The organism is Manganibacter manganicus (assembly GCF_002075885.1).
Lineage (GTDB): Bacteria > Pseudomonadota > Alphaproteobacteria > Rhizobiales > Rhizobiaceae > Mesorhizobium > Mesorhizobium manganicum.
The window spans coordinates 17,240-40,158 of sequence record NZ_MDET01000058.1; the positions used below are offsets into that span (position 1 = coordinate 17,240).

Sequence of the window (22,919 nt, forward strand, 5' to 3'; positions counted from 1 at the left end):
AATCACGCGCGCAGGCAAATTCATTCTTCGGACAAATGCCGAGGCCCACAAAAGCGGAACGTTATTCCACCGTCACCGACTTGGCCAGATTCCGCGGCTGATCGACGTCGGTGCCCATGAACACGGCGGTGAAATAGGCAAGCATCTGGATCGGCAGCGCATAGACGATGGGCGTGATGATCTCCGGCATGTCGGGCAGCACGATGGTGCGCATCGTCTTCACCGTCGATTGCGCCGCCCCCTTGGCATCGGTGATGAGGATGATCTTGCCGCCGCGCGCAGCCACTTCCTGCATGTTCGAGACTGTCTTTTCGAAGATGCGGTCATGCGGGGCAATGACGATCACCGGCATGTTCTCGTCGATCAGCGCGATCGGCCCATGCTTCAACTCGCCGGCGGCATAACCTTCGGCATGGATATAGGAGATTTCCTTGAGCTTGAGCGCGCCTTCCAGAGCCAGCGGATAGCTGGTGTCGCGGCCGAGATAGAGAACATGGCGATAATGCGCCAGATCGCGCGCCAGCGTCTCGATCTGGCCGTCGAGCGTTTTCAGCACCTGATTGGCGTAGCGCGGTGTTTCCGACAGCGCGCGCACCAGTGCCTTTTCCTCCTCGGCGGAAACGGTGCCACGCGCCACCGCCGCCCGTACCGCGAGCGAGGCCATGACAGACAACTGGCAGGTGAAGGCTTTCGTCGAGGCAACGCCGATCTCAGGGCCGGCGAGCAGCGGCAAGGTGACGTCGGCTTCGCGGGCGATGGTCGATTCGCGCGTATTGACGACTGCGCCGATGGTCATGCCCTGGCTGCGGCAATAGCGCAGCGAGGCCAGCGTGTCGGCCGTCTCGCCGGATTGCGAGATGAACAAGGCGGCATCGTTCGCCGACAGCGGCATTTCGCGATAGCGGAATTCCGAGGCGATATCGATATCCACCGGCAGCCGCGCATAGCGCTCGAACCAGTATTTGCCGATCAGCCCCGCCAGATAGGCGGTGCCGCAGGCGGAAATCGCCAGTCGCTCGATCCTGGCAAAATCAAAGGGCAGGTCGAGCGGCTTGGCCGCGCTTTTGGTGAAGTCCAGATAATGCGCCAGCGTGTGCGAGATGACCTCTGGCTGCTCATGGATTTCCTTTTCCATGAAATGCCGATGGTTGCCCTTGTCGACCAGATAGGCGGTCCCGATCGACTTCTGGCGCTTGCGCTCGACCTTGTTGCCATCCATGTCGAAGATGGCGATGTTGTTGTGGCGCACCACCGCCCAGTCGCCGTCTTCTAGATAGGTGATGGAATTGGTGAAGGGCGCCAGCGCGATGGCGTCGGAGCCGAGAAACATTTCTCCCTCGCCATGGCCAACCGCCAGCGGCGGGCCGTTGCGGGCACCGACGATCATGTCCTCATCGCCCTTGAACATGATGGCGAGCGCAAAGGCGCCTTGCAGCCGCTTCAAGGTATTGTGCGCCGCCTCGACCGGTGTCGCGCCGCTTTTGAGTTCGCGCGAGATCAGATGCGCCACGACTTCCGTGTCGGTCTGCGAGGAAAAGGTGTAGCCGTCGCGCTCCAGTTCGGTACGCAGTTCGGCGAAATTCTCGATAATGCCGTTATGGACGATGGCCACGCCGTCGGAAAAATGCGGATGCGCGTTGGTTTCGTTGGGCACGCCATGTGTCGCCCAGCGGGTATGGCCGATGCCGATGGTGCCGTCGAGCGGCTCGGCTTTCAGCCTATTTTCCAGATTGACCAGTTTGCCCTCGGCGCGACGCCTCGCCAGCGCACCGTGCTCGATGGTGGCGACGCCAGCCGAATCATAGCCGCGATATTCAAGCCGCTTCAGCGCATCGACAATCAGCGGCGCCACGGGCGAGTGGCTGACGATACCCACGATTCCGCACATGAAAAATGTCCCGTTCCTGAAACTGCGGCCGCTATCTAGCTGCCAGGCTGCCTATATTGAATACAAATTGCATTTCAGCGCGTATCGGCCAAATGCGCCTTCGATATGCCGGATCGTACCTTTTTGTCGAAGACCACCAATTGTCACGGTGTCTTTCCGGCGGCTTCGGCGCGCCGCGCTCTCAACTCCCTGGCCTTACCCGGCAGCGTCTTCTGGCGCGCGCGGCCGAAGGCCAGCGCATCGTCGGGCACGTTTTCGGTGACGACGCTTCCCGACGCGACATAAGCGCCATCGCCAATGGCGATAGGCGCAACCAGAGCGCTGTTCGAGCCGATGAAGGCGCCTTTCCCAATGTCGGTGAAGAACTTGGAATAGCCGTCATAGTTGCAGGTGATGGTGCCCGCGCCGATATTGGCGCCGGCACCGATGCGCGCATCGCCGATATAGGTCAGATGATTGACCTTGGCGCCCTCCTCGACCACCGCCTTCTTGACCTCGCAGAAATTGCCCACCTTGGCTTTCGTCTTCAAGTCGGCGCCGGGGCGCAGCCGCGCAAACGGGCCGATATCGCAGCCAGGGCCGACTTTCGTGCCTTCGATGTGGCTGAAGGCGTGGATCTTCGCGCCCTGTGCGACGGTCACACCTGGTCCGAACCAGACATTCGGCTCAATGAGCGTATCGGCGCCGATCTCGGTATCGTGGGAGAAGAACACCGTTTCAGGTGCGATCAGCGTGACGCCCGAAAGCATCGCCTCGTGGCGGCGGCGGCGCTGCCAGATCGCCTCGGCCCCGGCGAGTTCGGCGCGGTTGTTGACGCCGAGCGCACTTTCGAAACCGGCCTCGACAGCGACGGTGCCAAGGCCCTGCTCTGCGGCGATCCCGACAATGTCGGTGAGATAATATTCGCCCTTGGCATTGGCGTTGCCGACGGCGTCGAGCAGCGCCAGCGCATGGCTGCCGGCAATCGCCATCACGCCGCTATTGCAGAACGTGATCTTCTTTTCTTCCTCGCTGCAATCCTTCTCTTCGCGGATCGCGACGAGACTGTCATCCTGCACGATCAGGCGTCCGTAGCCGGTCGGCTTGTCAGTGCGGAAGCCGAGCACGGCCACCGCCGCGCCCTCGGCCAGTTTCGCGCGCGCCGCAACCAGCGCCTCGGCCTCGATCAGCGGCGTGTCGCCAAACAGGACGAGAAGATCATCGTAACCCGTTGAGATCGCCCCGCGCGCAGCCAGAACGGCATCGGCGGTGCCAAGCCGCTTTTCCTGCACGAATGTGGTTGCGCCAGGAATGAATTTCTCAGCCGCCTTGTTCACGGCCTCGGCGCCATGGCCGACCACCAGCGCCAGATCGCCTGTGCCGGCAGCCTTTGCAGCGGCCGCGACATGAGCCACCATCGGCAGCCCCGCTATCGGGTGAAGGACCTTGGGGAGCGCACTCTTCATGCGCGTGCCCTCGCCGGCGGCGAGGATAATGGACAGGCAGGTGCGTGCGGTCATGAGGGAATGCTGCGTCATTGGATCGGACTTCGCGCTATGTAGCATCGCGACCGCAATACACCAATGCAGTTAAATTCCGGTGATGATGAGACAGTGGAGCAGGTAACTTTCAATCAGCGGGTCTGGCCGTCACGAGATCATCCCAACTGTCCCAACACAGGAAAAGTCTCCAGCAGCCAATAGGAAACCGTCTGCACGCCGCCGGTCAGGAAGAAGATGCCCGCCACGACAAGCAGGCCACCGATGACCTTCTCGACACGGCCGAGATGGACACGGAATTTCCCCAAGAAGCGCATGAAGGCGCTGGAGAACAGCGCCGCGACAAGGAAGGGGATGCCGAGGCCGAGAGAATAGGCGGCGAGCAGCAATGCGCCCTCGCCGACCGTCTCGCGGCCGCCAGCCAAGGTCAGGATCGGCCCCAGCACAGGCCCGATGCAGGGCGTCCAGCCAAAAGCGAAGGCGAGGCCCATGACATAGGCGGCAACCGCGCTGGCCGGCTTGCCCTGGCTCTGAAAGCGCGCCTCGCGCGACAGCAGCGGGATACGCAAGATGCCGAGGAAGTTCAGCCCCATCAGGATAATGAGCACGCCGGCCGCCATCGCCAGCGGCTCCTGCCACACCCGCAACAGGCGACCGATGGTCGAGGCACCGGCCCCAAGCGCCACGAAAACCGTGGAGAAACCGAGCACGAAGGCAATCGAAGCGGTGAACAGCGCACCGCGCGCGCCGGCCCGCGCCGTGGGAGAGGCATTGCCGCGAAAATCGTCCACCGACACACCGGCCATGTAGCACAGATATGGCGGCACCAGCGGCAACACGCAAGGCGACAGGAAGGAGAGCGCCCCCGCCCCGACTGCGCTGACATATCCGATATCCAAGGCCATATCCGTCTCCGCTACGCCCGTTCCAGGCGGGCCGGCTTGGCCATAAAGGCAGCGACGTGGGAGTTCCAATCACAGTTGCGTGGCAAAGCGTCGCCTTTTGCAAACGGCGCCCTAGATGAGATGCGCCGGCCATGCGGCGCTGGAGGATAGCGCCTGCACGGTCCGCTTTATGGAGGTAACCATGAAATCGATCCAACTTGGACTGGCAATGCTGCTGTTTACATCCGCCTCGTCCTTCGCAGCGGAGGCATGGAAGGAAGCGACCGTCGATGGCGCAAAGATTTACACCGACGCCATGGGCATGACGCTTTACACCTATGACAAGGACAGCAAGGGAACCTCGAACTGCTACGACAAATGCGCCAAGAACTGGCCGCCGCTGGAAGCCTCGGCAGACGCCAAGGCCGAAGGTGAATGGACGGTCGTCAAACGTAAGGACGGCAGCCATATGTGGGCCTATGACGGCAAGCCGGTCTACACCTTCATCAAGGACAAGAAAGCTGGCGACATCAAAGGCGATGGCGTCGGGGACGTCTGGCATATGGTCAAGGCCGACTGAGCCTGTCGCTTTTCAATCCGGCCGCAACAGCGCGCTTCTGGTGAGCGCCGCGCGTTCCGCCTTTTGTCTCGACGTCGCCGTGATCTTTCACGGCGGCGCCGTACCGAGGGTCAGCGGGTATCGCGAAGCTTGGATTGGCTGAGCCGCGCGGGACGCTCGCCGCGCATGATGTCACCCGCTTCGATGCAAGCCATTTCGATCAAATAAACCAGCATGTCGCAGCGCTCGGCCTCGGCCATACCACGCAACTGGCGCAGCATCGATTGAATGTAGTCCAGCGTTTCCGTATGCCGCCCTGTAGATGGTTGTGCCATATGATAACCCCGTGCCTGACACTATTGACTGTCGTGTCGGACAACCACCCACCCGCCAAGGATTGGCAGTCGCAATATGAAGGGATGCTAACACGACAATCATGAATTGCAATATTCATGTCTATACAACTTAATGATGCAACAAGCGGTAACGCCCATTTGCCGCCACCTCTTGACCGCATCGAAAAGGACGGCCATTTGACGAGGCGTCTCAAACGAATTTTCGCCGCGCCGGATCGTTATCGGTGCGGCACAGCTTACACAGGCAATCATGGACGTCGTCGTCGTCGAATCGCCCGCCAAGGCCAAGACAATCAACAAATATCTTGGGCGGAACTATAAGGTTCTGGCTTCCTTCGGCCATGTCCGCGACCTGCCGGCCAAGGATGGGTCGGTGCGGCCGGACGAGGATTTCGCCATGTCGTGGTCGGTCGATGCGGCTTCCAACAAGCGGCTTGCCGAGATCGCCAAGGCCGTCAAGGACGCCGACGGGCTGATCCTCGCCACCGACCCCGACCGCGAGGGCGAAGCGATTTCCTGGCATGTGCTGGAGGTGCTGCGCCAGAAGCGCGCGCTCAAGGACAAGCCGGTCAGCCGCGTCGTCTTCAACGCCATCACCAAGCAGTCGGTGCTCGACGCTATGGCCAACCCGCGCCAGATCGATGCGCCGCTGGTCGATGCCTATCTGGCGCGCCGTGCGCTCGACTATCTGGTCGGTTTTACGCTTTCGCCCGTCTTGTGGCGCAAGTTGCCGGGCGCCCGCTCGGCGGGGCGCGTGCAGTCAGTGGCGCTCAGGCTGGTCTGCGAGCGCGAATCCGAGATCGAACGCTTCATCCGCGAGGAATACTGGAACATCGCCGCCATTCTCGGCACGCCGCGCAAGGAAAATTTCGAGGCGCGGCTGACGGCCTATGACGGCAGGAAGCTGCAAAAGCTCGACATCAAGAACAAGGATCAGGCCGACGGCATCAAGGCGATGCTGGAGGGCGCCAGTTTCCATGCGCTGTCGGTCGAAGCCAAGCCGACGAGGCGCAACCCCGCCCCGCCCTTCACCACCTCCACCTTGCAGCAGGCGGCCTCCTCACGCCTCGGCTTTTCGGCCAACCGCACCATGCAGGTGGCGCAAAGACTCTATGAGGGCATTACGCTGGGCGGCGAGACGACCGGCCTCATCACCTATATGCGAACAGACGGCGTGCAGATGGCGCCGGAAGCGATTTCCGCCGCCCGCGCCGCAATCGGCAAGGAGTTCGGCGACAGGTATTTGCCGGAAAAGCCGCGCTATTATTCGGTGAAGGCCAAGAACGCGCAGGAGGCGCATGAGGCGATCCGCCCGACCGATTTCTTCCGCACGCCGGCCTCGGTGCGGCAATATCTCGATGCCGACCAGGCCCGGCTCTATGAGATCATCTGGAAGCGCGCCATCGCCAGCCAGATGAACCCCGCCGAGATCGAGCGCACTACGGTGGACATCGAAGCCCGCAATAATACCTCTGGGGGTGCCCGCACCGCCGCCTTGCGCGCTGTCGGCTCGGTGATCCGCTTCGACGGTTTCATCGCCGCCTATACCGACCAGAAGGACGAGGATTCCGAGGACGAGGAAAACAAGCGCCTTCCCGAAATCCGTTCCGGCGAGGAACTGGCGCGCGAGGCCATCCAGGCCACGCAGCACACGACCGAGCCGCCGCCGCGCTATTCCGAGGCCTCGCTCATCAAGAAACTGGAGGAACTCGGCATCGGCCGCCCCTCCACCTATGCCGCGACGCTCAAGACATTGGAAGATCGCCAATACGTCACCATCGACAAGCGCAGGCTTGTGCCCGACGCCAAGGGCCGGCTGGTAACGGCCTTCCTCGAAAATTTCTTCGACAAATATGTCGAGTATGATTTCACGGCCGATCTGGAGGAAAAACTCGACGAGATTTCCGACGGCAAACTGGCCTGGAAAGACGTGCTGCGCGATTTCTGGAAGGATTTTTCCGGTGCGGTCGACAACACCAAGGAACTGCGCGTTACCGACGTTCTGGACGCGCTGAACGAGGCGCTTGCGCCGCTGGTGTTCCCGGAGCGCGAGGACGGTTCCAACCCGCGCATCTGCCCCAAATGCGGCACCGGAAACCTGTCGCTGAAACTCGGCAAATATGGTGCCTTTGTCGGCTGCTCCAACTATCCGGAATGCGGCTACACCCGCCAGCTCGGCGGCGATGCCAACAGCAATGGCGAGAACGGCGCGGGCGACGACGGCACCAGGGAACTTGGCAAGGATCCGTATACGGCGGAAGAAATCACGCTGCGTTCAGGCCGCTTCGGCCCCTATGTGCAGCGCGGCGAAGGCAAGGAGGCCAAGCGTTCCAGCCTGCCGAAAGGCTGGACACCAGCCAGCATCGACCACGAAAAGGCGCTGGCGCTGCTTTCACTGCCGCGCGATGTCGGCCAGCATCCCGAAACCGGCAAGATGATTTCGGCCGGGCTTGGGCGTTATGGCCCGTTCGTGCTGCATGACGGCACCTATGCCAATGTGGAATCGATCGAGGACGTGTTTTCCATCGGCCTCAACCGTGCGGTTTCGGTGATCGCGGAGAAGCAGGCCTCGCGTGGCAAGGGCCGCAATGGCGGCACGCCGGCGGCGCTGAAGGAGCTTGGCGACCATCCGGACGGCGGCGGCAAGATCACTGTGCGTGACGGAAAATACGGGCCTTACGTGAATTTCGGCAAGGTCAACGCCACGCTGCCCAAGGGCAGGGACCCGCAGACGGTGACGTTGGAAGAAGCCGTAACGCTGATCGCCGAAAAAGAAGCCAAGGGGGGGACGGCCAAGAAGCCGGCGCGCAAAGCGGCGGCGAAAAAGCCTGCTGCGGCCAAGAAGAGCGCGGCGAAAAAGCCCGCCGCCAAGAAGGCGTAGCGGCGTTGGCGCGCCGCCGCGGTGGAGATCACAACGATCCGCGCGCCGGCGATACGCGCCGCGGACCCGGCGACCAATACCGACCTTCGCGCGACGAAATTCTGCGTTTCATCGCTGAGAACCCCGACCGCACCGGCAAGCGCGACATCGCCAAGGCCTTTTCGCTGCGCGGTGACGACCGCATCTGGCTGAAAGATCTCCTGCGCGACCTGCAGGATGAGGGTCTGCTGGAAAAGACTCGCAAGCGCCTCATCCGGCCCGGCGCCCTGCCCCATGTGGCGGTACTCGACATTTTCGGCCGCGACGAAGACGGGTTGCTGCTTGCGCGGCCAAGCGAACGCCATGGCAATGGCGACGTGCCGGTGGTTGCCATCCGCGCCTCGCGCAGCGGCCCGACACCCGGCATCGGCGACCGGGTGCTGGCAAAAACCTTCCCCACCGACAATGCGACAGGCCCGGCCTATACGGCGCGGGTGATGAAGGTGTTCGAAAAGCGCACCGAAGCCGTGCTCGGCATCTTCCGCATGTTGCATGACGGCACATTTCGCATCGAACCTGTCGAGCGGCGCCAGCCGGAACTGATCGTCGACAAGGAGTTCGTCAACGGCGCGGAAAACGGCGACCTCGTCGAGGTGGAGCCGGCGCGCATGCCGCGCTACGGCCTGCCCAAGGCCAAGGTACTCCAGGTGCTTGGCTCGCTGACCAGCGAAAAGGCGATCTCGATGATCGCCATCCATGCCCATGAAATCCCGCATATCTTTCCCGCCGACGTTGTGGCGGAAGCCGAGGCGGCGAAGCCGGCGACGCTTGCCGGACGCGAGGACTGGCGCGACCTGCCGCTCGTCACCATCGACCCGGCCGACGCCAAGGACCATGACGATGCGGTGTTCGCCACGCTCGACAAGGACGAGAAGAACCTCGGCGGCGTCATCGTCACCGTCGCGATTGCCGATGTCGCCGCCTATGTGCGGCCCGACGCGCCGCTCGACCGGGAGGCATTGAGGCGGGGCAACTCGGTCTATTTCCCCGATCGCGTCGTGCCGATGCTGCCTGAGCGCATTTCCAACGATCTGTGCTCGCTGCGCGAAGGCGAGGACCGCCCGGCAATGGCCGTGCGCATGACCTTTACGGCTGAAGGCCGCAAACTCCGGCACTCCTTCCATCGAATCATGATGAAATCGGCCGCCAGGCTCGCCTACCCCCAGGCCCAGGCGGCGATTGACGGCGCACCAGACGACAAGACCGGCCCGATCCTTGAAACCGTGCTGAAGCCACTGTGGGATGCCTATGCCGTTTTGAAGCGCGGCCGCAACGCCCGCCAGCCGCTCGAACTCGAATTGCCGGAGCGCAAGATCCTGCTGAAAGAGGACGGCACTGTGGACAAGGTGGTGGTGCCGGACCGGCTCGACGCGCACAAACTGATCGAAGAGTGCATGATCCAGGCCAATGTGTGCGCCGCCGAGACTCTGGAGGCGAAGAAACAGGCGCTGGTCTATCGCATCCACGATGCGCCGTCGCTGGCAAAGCAGGAATTGCTGCGCGAGTTTCTCCACACTATCGGCCTTTCGCTGGCGCGCGGCGCACAGATGCGCCCGGCGCAATTCAACGGCATATTGGAGCGCGTGCACGGCGAGGATAATGAGGAATTGGTCAACGAGGTGGTGCTGCGCTCGCAAAGCCAGGCGGAATATTCGCCCGCCAATCTTGGCCATTTCGGGCTGAATCTCCGGCGGTACGCGCATTTCACCTCACCGATCCGCCGCTATGCCGATTTGATCGTGCATCGCGCGCTGATCGCGGCGCTCGGGCTTGGCGCGGACGGATTGACGCCGGGCGAAGAGGCGCGGCTTGAAGAAATCGCGGTTTTGATCTCAGCGACGGAACGTCGCGCCATCGCGGCCGAACGCGAGACAATTGACCGTCTCGTCGCTGGCTATCTTTCTGAAAAGACTGGTGAAAATTTCGATGCACGCATCTCCGGCGTGACCAAGGCAGGACTTTTTGTCCAGTTGCCGCAATTTGGCGCGGATGGCTTCATACCGGTGTCATCGCTGCAGGGCGATTACTATATATTCGATGAAGCGGCGCGGACACTGTTCGGAGAGCGCAGCGGCAAAGGCTATCAGCTTGCGGATCGCGTCGAGGTCCGCTTGATCGAAGTTGCCCCCATGGCGGGTGCAATGCGCTTCGAGATGCTGAGCGAGCCCAAGCCCCTGCCCGGCTCCAAACGGTCATTCCACAAGGCCAAGCGCCAATCGCGTGGCAGGGTGTCCCGGTCGCATTCGGGGCCGCGCGGCAGGAGACGATAATGGTTGCACAACAACAGGTTTTCGGCGGCGACGCGCAGAGCGAGAGGCCCGCGCGGCCGCTGATGGAAGCCATGAAGCGCGGCTTTTTCGGCCGCTGCCCGCATTGCGGCCAAGGCAAGCTGTTTCGCGCCTTCGTCAAGACGGTGGACACATGCTCGGCCTGCGGCGAAGAAATTCATCACCATCGCGCCGACGACCTGCCCGCCTATCTCGACATCGTCGTCGTCGGCCATGTCGTGCTGGGCGCCTTCATGACCGTCGAGATGACGACATTCTGGCCCATGTGGCTGCATCTTGCCGTATGGGCGCCATTGACCCTCATCATGGCGTTGGCATTGCTGCAACCGATCAAGGGCGCCGTCATCGGTTTGCAATGGGCACTCTATATGCATGGTTTCGGCGGCGAGGACGACGAGATCGAAACGCACTCGAAACTCGAGGCGCAATAATAGCTTCGTGGCGCCATCCTACCATAACCGATCTGGCAAAAGTCCCTCTTTCATGCACCGCAACTTTCGGCTAGGGCCAATCCATGCACGGAATGACCAAGGCGGAAGTTGACGCGATCGAGCGCAACGAATTGAGACCGCAGGGCGGACCGAAGCGCCCGCGCGACGCGGCCACGCTGATCCTGCTCGACCGCACGGCCAATGACTTTCGCGTATTGATGGGCCGCCGCCATGCACGGCACGCCTTCATGCCGGGTAAATTCGTGTTTCCCGGCGGCCGCACCGACCCCGGCGACAGCCGCGTTGAGGTGGCGGCGCCACTACCGACGGCCGTGGAGGAAAAGCTCATTGCCGGCCCCGGTCGCGCCAGCGCGGCGCGCGCCCGCGCCATCGCGCTTTCAGCCATCCGCGAGACTTATGAGGAAGCCGGCCTGTTGATCGGCCAAAAGGGCGAATTCCGCACAAGCAAGCCGGAATGGCAGGGTTTTGCCGAGCATGGCGTGCAGCCTTCGCTCGAAGCCGTGCGCTTCGTCGCACGCGCCATCACCCCGCCCGGCCGCGTGCGCCGTTACGACACCCGCTTCCTGGTCGCCTGGCGCAGCGACGTGGCCGTGGAACTGGCCGATGGCGGGCCGACCAATGAGTTGGAAGATCTTGTCTGGTTGCCGCTTGCCGAAGCCCGAAACGGTGATATTCCGGGCATTACGAAAACCATCCTGGAGGAACTGGAACTGCGGCTTGAGCAAGACCCGCTGCTGCAGCCCGGAGGACCGGTCCCGTTCTACCGGATGATCGGTAATCGTTTCATCCGCGAAGTTCTTTGAGAAATGGACCGCCCTTTTGGTGCTGACGTCGCTTCCCCCTCTCGCCTGCAAACGCCGGACGGCCACAAGATGAGCGCCGATACCGAAGCGCAGGACGAGGAGCGCGTCCACTGGCTGCCGATGCTGGCTGCCATATCGGCGATCAGCGTGGTAGGCATCGCCATCGGCCTCGGCATGCCGCTCCTGTCCGTCATCCTGGAATCACGCGGCCATTCGGCTTCGATGATCGGCCTCAACACCGCTGTCGCCGGTCTCGCCTCCATTGCCGGCGCGCCGCTGGCGACGCCCTTGGCGCGGCGTTTCGGTGTGGCCATGACCATGCTGATGATGATCGCAGCCGGGGCGCTCGCTTTTATCGGTTTCCACTTCGCACCCGCATTCTGGATGTGGTTTCCGCTGCGCGTGGTGCTGCACATCTCGCTCACCATCCTGTTCATTCTTTCGGAATTCTGGATCAGCGCCTCGGCGCCGCCGCATCGGCGCGGTCTCGTGCTCGGCGTGTATGCCACGGTTCTTTCACTCGGCTTCGCCGCCGGGCCTTGGCTGTTCGCGCATCTGGGCAGCGTCGGGTTCCTGCCTTTCGGCGTCACGGTCGCATTTGTCGCGATAGCGGCACTTCCGGTTCTTGCCGCACGCAAGGAAAGCCCCGACATCCACACCACCAGTGAAACCAGCGGTTTCCTGCGCTATATCTGGATGGTGCCGACAGCGACGGTCGCGGTACTGGTTTTCGGTGCGGTCGAGACCGGCGGCTTTGCGCTGTTTCCCGTCTATGGCAGCCGCATCGGCTATTCGGAGGCTGACGCAGCACTCCTGCTCACCATGATCGGGCTCGGTAATGTGCTGTTACAAATCCCCATGGGCATGCTCAGCGACCGCATAAGCGACCGGCGCTACCTGCTTCTCGCCTGCGCCACGGTCGGTTTCGTCGGCACGGCAATGATGCCGCTCTTTGCCGCAAACTGGCACTTGATGGCGGCGCTTCTGTTCTTGTGGGGCGGCGTGGTGGCGGCGCTTTATACCGTCGGCCTCGCCCATCTCGGATCGCAGCTTTCCGGCCATGATCTCGCCTCGGCCAACGCCGCATTCGTGCTGTGCTATGGCATCGGGATGGTGCTCGGCCCGCAGGTCATCGGCATCGGCATGGATCTGCTTGGCCCGGACGGTTTCGGCTGGTCTCTCGCGCTTTTCTTCGCCGCTTATATGATCCTGGCGATGTCGCGAATGGCGATCAAGGCGCGGCAGCATTAGCAGATGGCAACGTCCAGGCCGGCCCCAGGCTTGCGTTGCAGGAAAAATGCTGTATATCCGCCCTCAATCTGCCGGTCCTGACTGGGGGCTGAACGGAGGGCCGAAGGCCGTTTTTCTTAAAAACAACGCTTTCGTCGCGACGCTAAAAAGCGCCCGCCTCCCGTGTCTCCGCTCTCGACCGTCTCGTCATGCTCCTTTCTTCTCCTGAGGTGGCCACAGGCCCTCGAAGGATCAGAGAAGTTGCAGAGGCTTTAGCCGCCGGGACCGGGAGAGAAACGAAGAAAGGCAAAAGAACTATGGCTCTATACGAACATGTGTTCCTTGCCCGGCAGGATCTGTCGCAGCAGCAGGTCGATGAGCTCGTTGAACGTTTCAAGGGCGTCATCACCGAAGGCGGCGGCTCGATTGGCCGGGTCGAGAACTGGGGGCTGAAGTCCCTTACCTACCGGGTCAAGAAGAACCGGAAGGCTTACTACACGTTGATGGACCTGACCTGCCCGCCGCCGGCTCTGGCCGAGATGGAGCGCCAGATGGGCCTGTCGGAAGACGTGCTGCGCTTCCTGACCATCAAGGTCGAGAAGCACGAAGAAGGTGCTTCCGCGATGATGCAGAAGCGCGAGGAACGTTCGGATCGCGGCAATTTCGGCGATCGCGGCCCGCGTTCCTTCGGTGATCGTGGCGGCGACCGCGGCCCGCGCCGGCCCCGCAACGAGAACGAGGGAGCAGCATAATGGTCGACATCAACCAGATCCCGACCCGGCGCCCGTTCCATCGCCGGCGCAAGACCTGCCCGTTCTCCGGCACCAATGCCCCGAAGATCGACTACAAGGACGTGCGGCTTCTGCAGCGCTACATTTCCGAGCGCGGCAAGATCGTGCCTTCGCGCATAACCGCCGTCAGCCAGAAGAAGCAGCGTGAACTCGCCAAGGCGATCAAGCGTGCCCGCTTCCTCGGCCTGCTGCCTTACGTCGTGCGTTAAAACGCCTTGAGCGAGGGGCGCTTAACCGCGCTCCTTGCCCATCCTGCCGCTTCGGGAGCGGATCATTCCCGAGTTGGGGCTCAAGCACAGCTTACCCCTAACTGCCTGGACAGGCAGGACAGCGAAACCGGCGCCACGAACCATCGGCACCATTGCTTCCAGTCTGTCTCCTGATCAATCGCCGAAAACGGCGCATATGGAGAAGAAAATGGACGTCATCCTACTCGAACGCGTCGCGCGTCTCGGCCAGATGGGCGATACCGTCAAGGTCAAGGACGGTTTTGCGCGCAATTTCCTGTTGCCCAAGGGCAAGGCGCTGCGAGCCAATGAAGCCAACAAGAAGAAGTTCGAAGGCCAGCGCGCACAGCTCGAAGCTCGCAACCTCGAGCGCAAGAGCGAAGCCGAGGCGATCGCCGAGAAACTCGATGGCCACAGCTTTATCGCGGTTCGTTCCGCAGGTGAAACCGGACAGCTTTACGGGTCGGTCTCGACGCGCGATATCGCCGACCTGCTGACCGCCGAGGGCTTCTCGGTCGCCCGCAACCAGATCGAACTCAATCATCCGATCAAGACCATCGGCCTTACCAATGTGGCAATCGCGCTGCACCCGGAAGTCGAGGTTACCGTCACGCTCAACATTGCGCGCAGCACCGACGAAGCGGAACGCCAGGCTCAGGGCGAGATGCTGACGACCGCCGAGGCGATCTATGGCGACGACATCAACGACAACGCCCGGCCGGATAATTTCTTCGATCCGAATGCCGAGTTCGAGGGCGAAGAAGAGGCCTGAGTGCCTGGAGCATCGGACCGAAAAGTGGAATCTGGTTTTCGGGTTATTCCGATGCTCCATCAAGGTGTTAGAGCGTCCCTTTGTGCATTCAATTGAACGCACGGCGCTCTAATGCCGTCAGGATTTGAGCCTCGGCATTCATATTCTGGACCAAAAGCCCGGACCTTGTGTCCGGGCTTTTTTGTTCAAAGGGAACTTTTCGACCCCGTCCGTATTGAGGCACAATGGTGACGCCCCCGCCTGGTTCGATAGGGATGATGATTCATGAACGTTATGTTGAAGCGTATTCTCGAACACCTGGTGCACACGGGAAGTCTCAAGGTCACCGATCCGAAGGGCACGATTTCAACCTTCGGCGACGGCAGCGGCGATCCGGTGCATATCCATATCAAGACACCACATGCCCAGCGTGCAATCACCTTCGATCCGATGCTGGCCGTGCCGGAAGCCTATATGGACGGCGAACTCGACATTCTTGAAGGCGGCGTGCTCGGCCTGATGCGGATCGCCTTCCAGAATATGGGCAGCGGCGGCATTGACGCCACATGGTCAAAGGCGATCGAAGGGCTGCGCCATGCCTTCCGCCGCCTGCAGCAGGTCAACACGACCTCGCGCTCGCGGCGCAACGTGCAGCGGCACTACGATCTCTCGGGCGAGCTTTATCGGCTCTTCCTCGATGACGACATGCAATATTCCTGCGCCTTCTTCGATCACCTCGACATGACGATCGACGAGGCACAAGCGGCCAAGAAACGGCACATCAGCGCCAAGCTCAAGCTGCAACCGGGCCAGACCGTGCTCGATATCGGCTGCGGCTGGGGTGGCCTTGGCCTTTATCTGGCCAAGACGTTCGACGTCGATGTGCAGGGCGTGACACTCTCCACCGAGCAGCATGCCGTCGCTACCGACCGCGCCCATGCCCAGGGGTTGGAAAACCGCGTGCACTTCGAACTCAAGGACTATCGCAACATCAACGAGCGTTTCGACCGCATCGTGTCGGTCGGCATGTTCGAGCATGTCGGCGTCAACCATTACCGCACCTTCTTCGACAAATGCGCGACGCTGCTCAAGCCCGATGGCGTGATGCTTTTGCACACGATCGGCCGGTCCGGCGTGCCGTGGGCGACCAGCGCCTTCATCCGCAAATACATCTTCCCCGGTGGGTATATCCCGGCTCTGTCTGAAGTGGCGCCGGTGATCGAGAAATCCGGGCTGGTCATCACCGATATCGAAATTCTGCGCCTGCATTATGCCGAGACGCTCAATCGCTGGAGCGAACGTTTCGCGGTCAACCGCGACAAGGCCAAGGCGATCTATGACGAGCGTTTCTGCCGCATGTGGGAATTCTATCTCGCGGCATCGGAGGCGGCCTTCCGCTGGCAGGACCTGGTGAACTTCCAGATCCAGCTCACGCGCCGCAACGACGCGCTGCCGATGACCCGCGACTACATGTCGAAGTGCGAAAGGGCGCTGGAAATGCGCGATATGGGGCACCGCAAGGACGCACCCGTTTCCCAGCAAGGGGAAGAGAATGCCCCGGCCAAGCCGGCGCGTCGCCGCAGGGTGACCGGCAAATAGGCTTATTCGACTTGCCATGCCCTTCACGATCATGGAAAACCCCGCCATAGCGCGGGGTTTTTCTCTTGACCTATCTCCTCTATGTAGCCGCCGCATTGGCCGAAATCGGTGGATGCTTCTCTTTCTGGGCGTGGTGGCGGCTGGATAAGTCGCCGCTGTGGCTGCTGCCCGGTCTGGCGTCGCTGATTCTGTTTGCCTGGCTGCTGGCGCTTGTGGACAGCGATGCCGCCGGGCGCGCCTATGCCACCTATGGCGGGATTTACATCATGGCGTCGCTCGGCTGGATGTGGATGATGGAAGGTGTGCGGCCCGACCGATGGGATATTGCCGGCGCCGTCATCTGCCTTTGCGGTGCATCGCTAATCCTGTTCGCGCCGCGCGGAGCCTGATTGTGGAACTGCCGGCCCCGCTCCGTCAGGCCGTGGATCGGCTTCTGGAAACCGTGCCGCTCGGCGAATTGCGCGACGCGGCAAGCACCCTGTCCGGCCGCTACCGCTCCGAAACGCGCGATGGCCGCCTGCATATGGCCGACGACCTCGCGGTCAAAGCCTATCTGGCGGCACGGCTTCCGGCCACCTATGCCGCCGTGCACGCCTGCCTCGATGCGCTGGCCGAGGCGCGGCCCGACTTTTCGCCCGCCACATTGCTCGATATCGGCGCCGGGCCTGGAACGGTTTTGTGGGCAACCACCGACCTGTGGCCAGAACTGCGGCGGGCAACCCTGATGGAAGCAAGTGCGGCCGCCCGCCGGACGGGCGAGGCCCTGGCATCCGAGGGCTTGGGCGTGCAGGCACAGTGGCTTGCCGGTGACGCCACGCTCGATCTCGACGCGGCACAGCCTGCCGAACTCGTCACCATCGCCTATGTGCTGGACGAACTGGCACCGCCTTCGATCGGCAAGCTGATCGACCGTCTTTGGGCACTGACAGGCGATACGCTGCTTGTCATCGAGCCCGGCACGCCGGCCGGCTGGCGACGCATGCTCGATGTTCGTGCGCAGTTGATCACCGCGGGCGCGCACATTCTGGCGCCCTGCCCGCACAACGCCGTCTGTCCGCTTGTCGCCCCCGACTGGTGCCATTTTGCCCGCCGGGTGGCACGGTCACGCATCCACCGGCTGACCAAGAACGCCGATGTGCCATGGGAGGACGAGAAATTCATCTATCTCGCCGCTTCACGCCAGCCTGCGCCCACGCAAGCCGCTCGCGTGCTGGCGCCGCCGAAAGTGGGTTCCGGCAAGGTGGAATTGAAATTGTGCCAGCCGGACGGCAGCGCCGCCTCGCGCCTTTTCACCAAGCGTGACGGCGACGCCTTCAGGCGCGCGCGGCGTGTCGGCTGGGGCGACAGTATCGAGATATAATTCAGACCCCGGCCTGTTCTTGATTTGTTCGATACCCGTCGCTAGAATCGCAGTCTGGCAAGTCAAATGGAATCGCCTCAAGGCAGCGCTGCCTGTGAATCGTGGGAGTTGTCCGGCCAAACGGGGAGCTATGATCGGACTCGCATGGCACACTCTGCTATCCAGATGGGGTCGAGCCGGGATGGCCCAGACTAGCGATTCGGCATGGGTAAGTTGGGGAAATGATGGCTGAGGCAGCGCGCAAGTTCGAAGTGGCGGAAACTCCGCTGTATCGCGAGGCCCCGAACAATATCGAAGCCGAGCAGGCGCTGCTTGGCGCCATGCTGGTCAACAATGACGCCTTCTACCGGGTATCGGATTTCCTCAAGCCCAGCCATTTCTACGAACCGCTGCACCGCAAGATATTCGAGGTCTCCTCCGAACTGATCCGCATGGGCAAGATGGCCAATCCGGTGACGCTGAAGACCTTCCTGCCGACCGACGAAAAGGTCGGCGACATGACGCTGATTCAGTATCTCGCCAGATTGGCGAGCGAGGCCGTCACCGTCATCAATGCCGCCGATTATGGCCGCGCCATTTATGATCTCGCAACGCGCCGGGCGCTGATCACGGTCGGCGAGGACATGGTCAATGTCGCCTATGACGCGCCCGTCGACATGTCGCCCGGCGAGCAGATCGAGGACGCCGAAAAGCGGCTGTTCGAACTGGCGGAGACCGGCCGCTATGATGGCGGCTTCGAAAGCTTCACCGACGCTATCAAAACCGCCGTTGACATGGCCAACGCCGCCTATATGCGCGACGGACATCTGTCCGGCATCGCCACCGGCCTGCGCGACCTCGACATGCGCATGGGCGGGCTGCAACCCTCCGACCTTATCATCATCGCCGGTCGCCCCGGCATGGGCAAGACGTCGCTTGCCACCAACGTGGCCTTCAACATCGCCGAATCCTACCAGCCGGCGCAACAGGCCGACGGCACTTTCAAGGCGGCAAATGGCGGCGTCGTGGGCTTCTTCTCGCTGGAAATGTCGTCGGAACAGCTCGCCACGCGCATCATCTCCGAGCAGACGGAAATCCCCTCCTCCAAGATCCGCCGCGGCGAGATTTCCGAGATGGATTTCGAAAAGCTGGTCGCCTGTTCGCAAACCATGCAGAAGCTGCCGCTGTTCATCGACCAGACCGGCGGCATTTCCATTGCCCAGCTCGCGGCGCGGGCGCGGCGGCTGAAGCGCCAGCGTGGGCTCGATGTCATCGTCATCGACTATATCCAGCTCATGCAGGGCTCGAGCGCGAAAGCCGCGCAGAACCGCGTGCAGGAAATCACCGAGATCACCACCGGCCTCAAGGCGCTGGCCAAGGAACTCGGCGTGCCGATCATCGCGCTTTCCCAGCTTTCGCGCCAGGTGGAAAGCCGCGACGACAAGCGCCCTCAGCTTTCGGATTTGCGCGAATCGGGCTCCATCGAGCAGGACGCCGACGTGGTGATGTTCGTGTACCGCGAGGAATATTACCTGAAGAACAGGGAGCCGAAATTCGGCTCCGAAGAACATCTCAAATGGGAAGCCGACCTGAACGAAGCGCGCGGCAAGGCCGAAGTGATCGTCGCCAAGCAGCGCCACGGCCCGACCGGCACGGTGCAACTCGGTTTCCAGGGGGAATTCACCCGCTTCTTCGATCTGGCGGAAGACAGCCATCTGCCGGAAAGGTTCGAGTAGGCGTTGGCCAAATCCCGCATTCAGTTCATCTGCCAGAATTGCGGCACGGTGCACCAGCGCTGGGCCGGCAAATGCGATTCCTGCGGCGAATGGAACACGTTGGTCGAGGAAGGCACGGCCGGCGGCATCGGCTCCGGCCCCGCCCAGGCTCGCAATGCCCGCAAGGGCCGCGCCGTGGCGCTGACCACGCTTTCAGGCGACATCGAGGACGCGCCGCGTATCGCTTCGGGTATCGGCGAGTTGGACCGCGCCACCGGCGGCGGCTTTGTGCGCGGCTCGGCGCTTCTGATCGGCGGCGATCCCGGCATCGGCAAATCCACGCTTCTCACCCAGGCGGCTGCCGCACTCGCCCAGCAAGGGCATCGCATCATCTATGTGTCGGGCGAAGAAGCGGTGGCGCAGATCAGGCTGCGCGCGCAAAGGCTTGGCGCCGCCACTTCGCCGGTCGAGTTGGCCGCCGAAACCAATGTCGAGGACATTCTGGCGACGATCACAGAAGGCAAACGGCCCGACCTGGTGATTCTCGATTCGATCCAGACATTGTGGACGGACCTGGCCGATTCGGCGCCGGGAACCGTCACCCAGGTACGCGCCTCGGCGCAGGCGATGATCCGCTACGCCAAATCCACCGGAGCCGCGGTGGTATTGGTCGGCCATGTCACCAAAGAGGGCCAGATCGCCGGGCCGCGCGTGGTCGAGCATATGGTCGACGGCGTGCTCTATTTCGAAGGCGAAGGCGGTCATCATTACCGCATCCTGCGCACGGTCAAAAACCGATTCGGCCCGACCGACGAGATCGGCGTGTTCGAAATGTCCGATAAGGGGCTGCGTGAAGTCGCCAACCCGTCCGAACTGTTTTTGGGCGAGCGTCATGCCAAATCGCCGGGCGCAGCCGTTTTCGCCGGCATGGAAGGCACGCGCCCGGTTCTGGTGGAAATCCAGGCGCTGGTCGCGCCCTCGCCGCTCGGTACGCCGCGCCGCGCCGTCGTCGGCTGGGACAATGCGCGGCTGTCGATGGTGCTTGCCGTGCTGGAGGCGCATTGCGGCGTGCGCTTTTCCCAGCATGACGTCTATCTCAACGTCGCTGGCGGCTACCGCATTTCCGAGCCGGCCGCCGATCTCGCGGTCGCGGCGGCGCTGGTTTCCTCGCTCACCGGCCTTGCCCTTCCAGCCGATTGCGTCTATTTCGGCGAAATCAGCCTTTCGGGGGCCGTGAGGCAGGTCGCGCATGCGCAGCAACGCCTCAAGGAAGCCGAAAAGCTGGGTTTTGGAAGCGCGGTGCTGCCGCTTGGCAGCGAAGAAATAAACGGTGGCATCGGCGCCGGGGCCTTTCGACCCACCGATCTTGCCGACTTGGTGGCGCGCATCGCAGGTTCACGCCGCAGCGATGCTCAAGAGCATGACTGACGCAGCCTTGGAGTGGAAGGAAGCACATGCCGATTACGCTGCTTGACGGGATTCTCGTCGGTTTCACCCTGGTTTCGGCAATGCTGGCGATGGTGCGCGGCTTTTCCCGCGAGGTGCTGTCGATCGCCTCCTGGATCGCGGCGGCGGCGGCGGCATTCTTCTTCTACAAGCCCGTCGTGCCTTATGTTCAGCCCTATATCGACAACGACAAGATCGCCATGGGAGCGGCGGCAGGTATCGTCTTCATCGTCGCGCTGATCATCGTCACCATCATCACCATGAAACTGGCCGACTGGATCATCGACAGCCGGGTCGGCGCGCTCGACCGCACGCTCGGCTTTCTCTACGGCGCGGCGCGCGGCGTTCTCGTCGTCGCCGTCGGGCTGATGTTCTTCAACTGGCTGGCCGGCGACCGGGCACCGGAATGGGTCGTCAGCGCCAAATCGCGGCCGCTGCTGGAATCGATCGGCACAAAGATCGAAAACATGCTGCCGGAAGACCCCGAGAACACGATCCTCAAGCGGCTCAGCCCCGGCTCAAGCGAGGCCGGAGCGGACACGCAGAGCCCGCCAGCAGGCAATGGCGACGCCTCACCGCCCGCCGACGCGCCAGCCAGCGGCAATTGACGATCCTGTGACGGCCTTTGTCGATGATCGGCCAAGGCATTCGATGCGGCACATTGTTCCCTGACCGCCGCGCGCTTATATTGCTTGTTTAGCAGGTGAAAGGCTTCATGCCATGGCAGATGCAGGCGACGCACTTTCCGGCGAAGCGGACGACCATTTTCACGACGAATGCGGCGTGTTCGGCATATTCGGCCGGCAGGATGCGGCAGCCATCGTCACGCTGGGCCTGCATGCGTTACAGCATCGTGGCCAGGAGGCCGCCGGCATCGTCTCCTATGACGACAAGCAGTTCCACATCGAGCGCCATGTCGGCCTGATTGGCGACCGTTTCACCAAACAGTCTGTACTGGATCGCCTTCCCGGCAGCCGCGCCATCGGCCATACGCGCTACGCCACCACCGGCGGCGCCGGCGTGCGCAATATCCAGCCGTTCTTCGCCGAGCTTGCCGATGGCGGCTTCGCGGTTGCCCATAACGGCAACATCACCAATGCGATGACCGTGCAGCGCACGCTGCAGAAGCAGGGTTCGATCTTCTCCTCGACCTCGGACACCGAAACGATCCTGCATCTGGTCGCCACCAGTAGGGAGCGCGATCTCAACGCCCGCTTCATCGACGCCATGCGTCAGCTCGAAGGGGCGTTCTCCCTGGTGGCGTTGTCATCGAAGAAGATGATCGGCTGCCGCGATCCGCTCGGCATCCGTCCGCTGGTGCTGGGCGATCTCGACGGCGCGTGGATTCTGGCTTCGGAAACCTGCGCGCTCGACATTATCGGCGCGCGCTTCGTACGTGACATCGAGCCCGGCGAAATGGTCGTCATCACCGCCAGAGGCGTCGAGAGTCTGTTTCCGTTCGAGCCGCAGAAGACCCGGTTCTGCATCTTCGAATATGTCTATTTCGCGCGCCCCGATTCATCCGTGGAGGGCCGCAACGTCTATGAGGTGAGAAAGCGAATCGGCGCCGAGCTTGCCCGCGAAATGCCGATCGAGGCCGATATCGTCGTGCCGGTGCCCGACAGCGGCACGCCGGCGGCCATCGGCTTTTCCCAGGAAGCCGGAATTCCGTTCGAACTCGGCATCATCCGCAACCATTATGTCGGCCGCACCTTCATCCAGCCGGGCGACTCGATTCGCCATATGGGCGTGAGGCTGAAGCACAATGCCAACCGCAGCATGATCGAGGGCAAGCGGGTCGTGCTGGTGGACGATTCCATCGTGCGTGGCACCACCAGCCAGAAGATCGTGCAGATGGTGCGCGATGCCGGCGCCAGCGAAGTGCATATGCGCATTGCCTCGCCGCCGACTCGCGCCTCCTGCTTTTACGGCGTCGATACGCCCGAAAAGTCGAAGCTGCTTGCCTCACGCATGTCGATCGAGGAAATGGCCGCCTTCATCCGCGTCGATACGCTCGGTTTCCTGACACTTGACGGCCTCTACCGAGCGGTTGGCCAAGCCTGCCGCAACCAGGATCAGCCGCAATTCTGCGACGCCTGCTTCAGCGGCCAGTATCCGACACGGCTGGCCGATTTCGAGCAATCTGACAATGTGCGCACGCTGTCGCTACTGGCGGTCAGCGGAGCATAGCTC

At 62.4% G+C, this 22,919-nt stretch carries 20 protein-coding genes; 16 read left to right on the plus strand and 4 right to left on the minus strand.

All coding sequences use genetic code 11. From position 1 onward, the window contains the following. Positions 1–61: 61 nt before the first annotated feature. From glmS to BFN67_RS21480, 3 genes are all read right to left on the minus strand, one after another. Positions 62–1,888 (minus strand): glutamine--fructose-6-phosphate transaminase (isomerizing), encoded by a 1,827-nt coding sequence (gene glmS / locus BFN67_RS21470; protein WP_080921503.1) that lies wholly within the window; start codon positions 1,886–1,888, stop codon positions 62–64. A 143-nt stretch (positions 1,889–2,031) separates the two neighbouring features. Continuing rightward, positions 2,032–3,387, minus strand: a complete 1,356-nt coding sequence (glmU, locus tag BFN67_RS21475; protein ID WP_080921504.1) for a bifunctional UDP-N-acetylglucosamine diphosphorylase/glucosamine-1-phosphate N-acetyltransferase GlmU — start codon at positions 3,385–3,387, stop codon at positions 2,032–2,034. Positions 3,388–3,524: 137 nt separating this feature from the next. After that, the gene (locus tag BFN67_RS21480; protein WP_080921626.1) at positions 3,525–4,271 is read right to left on the minus strand and encodes a cytochrome c biogenesis CcdA family protein; all 747 of its coding nucleotides are present in this window, start codon (positions 4,269–4,271) and stop codon (positions 3,525–3,527) included. A 181-nt stretch (positions 4,272–4,452) separates the two neighbouring features. Here BFN67_RS21480 and BFN67_RS21485 point away from each other — a divergent pair, with 181 nt between their 5' ends. Then, entirely contained in the window at positions 4,453–4,830 is a 378-nt protein-coding gene (locus BFN67_RS21485; protein WP_080921627.1) for a COG4315 family predicted lipoprotein, read from the plus strand. Between the two features lie 110 nt (positions 4,831–4,940). On the opposite strand, the gene BFN67_RS21490 is transcribed toward BFN67_RS21485, so the two are convergent. Further along, positions 4,941–5,090, minus strand: a complete 150-nt coding sequence (locus tag BFN67_RS21490; protein WP_342587463.1) for a hypothetical protein — start codon at positions 5,088–5,090, stop codon at positions 4,941–4,943. A 325-nt stretch (positions 5,091–5,415) separates the two neighbouring features. On the opposite strand from BFN67_RS21490, the gene topA reads away from it, so the two are divergent. The 15 genes from topA to purF all read left to right on the plus strand — a co-directional run bounded on the left by topA (position 5,416) and on the right by purF (position 22,916). Beyond that, on the plus strand, positions 5,416–8,046 hold the full coding sequence (gene topA / locus BFN67_RS21495) for a type I DNA topoisomerase (protein WP_080921506.1): 2,631 nt from the start codon (positions 5,416–5,418) through the stop codon (positions 8,044–8,046). Positions 8,047–8,051: 5 nt separating this feature from the next. Further along, positions 8,052–10,355: a ribonuclease R gene (rnr, locus tag BFN67_RS21500; RefSeq protein WP_080921507.1), complete on the plus strand. Its 2,304-nt coding sequence runs from the start codon at positions 8,052–8,054 to the stop codon at positions 10,353–10,355. Further along, the gene (locus BFN67_RS21505; RefSeq protein ID WP_080921508.1) at positions 10,355–10,804 is read left to right on the plus strand and encodes a DUF983 domain-containing protein; all 450 of its coding nucleotides are present in this window, start codon (positions 10,355–10,357) and stop codon (positions 10,802–10,804) included. Before rnr ends, BFN67_RS21505 begins: the two co-directional genes overlap by 1 nt. Before the next feature lie 83 nt (positions 10,805–10,887). Further along, positions 10,888–11,628, plus strand: coding sequence for an NUDIX hydrolase (locus BFN67_RS21510; protein ID WP_080921509.1), 741 nt, complete (start codon positions 10,888–10,890; stop codon positions 11,626–11,628). 69 nt (positions 11,629–11,697) lie between these two features. After that, positions 11,698–12,879, plus strand: coding sequence for an MFS transporter (locus BFN67_RS21515; protein WP_080921628.1), 1,182 nt, complete (start codon positions 11,698–11,700; stop codon positions 12,877–12,879). A 296-nt stretch (positions 12,880–13,175) separates the two neighbouring features. Then, the gene (gene rpsF / locus BFN67_RS21520; RefSeq protein ID WP_080921510.1) at positions 13,176–13,610 is read left to right on the plus strand and encodes a 30S ribosomal protein S6; all 435 of its coding nucleotides are present in this window, start codon (positions 13,176–13,178) and stop codon (positions 13,608–13,610) included. Then, positions 13,610–13,858 carry a 30S ribosomal protein S18 gene (rpsR, locus tag BFN67_RS21525; RefSeq protein ID WP_080921511.1) on the plus strand — a complete coding sequence of 83 codons (249 nt, stop codon included), beginning with the start codon at positions 13,610–13,612 and terminating at the stop codon, positions 13,856–13,858. Before rpsF ends, rpsR begins: the two co-directional genes overlap by 1 nt. Positions 13,859–14,066: 208 nt before the next feature. Further along, positions 14,067–14,648 carry a 50S ribosomal protein L9 gene (gene rplI / locus BFN67_RS21530; protein ID WP_080921629.1) on the plus strand — a complete coding sequence of 194 codons (582 nt, stop codon included), beginning with the start codon at positions 14,067–14,069 and terminating at the stop codon, positions 14,646–14,648. Between the two features lie 264 nt (positions 14,649–14,912). Next, positions 14,913–16,226, plus strand: a complete 1,314-nt coding sequence (locus BFN67_RS21535) for a cyclopropane fatty acid synthase (protein WP_080921512.1) — start codon at positions 14,913–14,915, stop codon at positions 16,224–16,226. A 65-nt stretch (positions 16,227–16,291) separates the two neighbouring features. Next, positions 16,292–16,615, plus strand: coding sequence for a YnfA family protein (locus BFN67_RS21540; protein WP_080921513.1), 324 nt, complete (start codon positions 16,292–16,294; stop codon positions 16,613–16,615). A 2-nt stretch (positions 16,616–16,617) separates the two neighbouring features. After that, positions 16,618–17,586 carry a small ribosomal subunit Rsm22 family protein gene (locus BFN67_RS21545; RefSeq protein WP_080921514.1) on the plus strand — a complete coding sequence of 323 codons (969 nt, stop codon included), beginning with the start codon at positions 16,618–16,620 and terminating at the stop codon, positions 17,584–17,586. 224 nt (positions 17,587–17,810) lie between these two features. Further along, the gene (locus tag BFN67_RS21550) at positions 17,811–19,301 is read left to right on the plus strand and encodes a replicative DNA helicase (protein ID WP_080921630.1); all 1,491 of its coding nucleotides are present in this window, start codon (positions 17,811–17,813) and stop codon (positions 19,299–19,301) included. Positions 19,302–19,304: 3 nt separating this feature from the next. Then, a complete protein-coding gene (radA, locus tag BFN67_RS21555) occupies positions 19,305–20,708 on the plus strand; it encodes a DNA repair protein RadA (protein ID WP_080921515.1) in 1,404 nt (467 codons plus the stop codon). Between the two features lie 26 nt (positions 20,709–20,734). Then, positions 20,735–21,334, plus strand: coding sequence for a CvpA family protein (locus BFN67_RS21560; RefSeq protein ID WP_080921516.1), 600 nt, complete (start codon positions 20,735–20,737; stop codon positions 21,332–21,334). Between the two features lie 112 nt (positions 21,335–21,446). After that, positions 21,447–22,916 carry an amidophosphoribosyltransferase gene (purF, locus tag BFN67_RS21565; RefSeq protein ID WP_080921517.1) on the plus strand — a complete coding sequence of 490 codons (1,470 nt, stop codon included), beginning with the start codon at positions 21,447–21,449 and terminating at the stop codon, positions 22,914–22,916. The last annotated feature ends 3 nt before the right edge of the window (positions 22,917–22,919 follow it).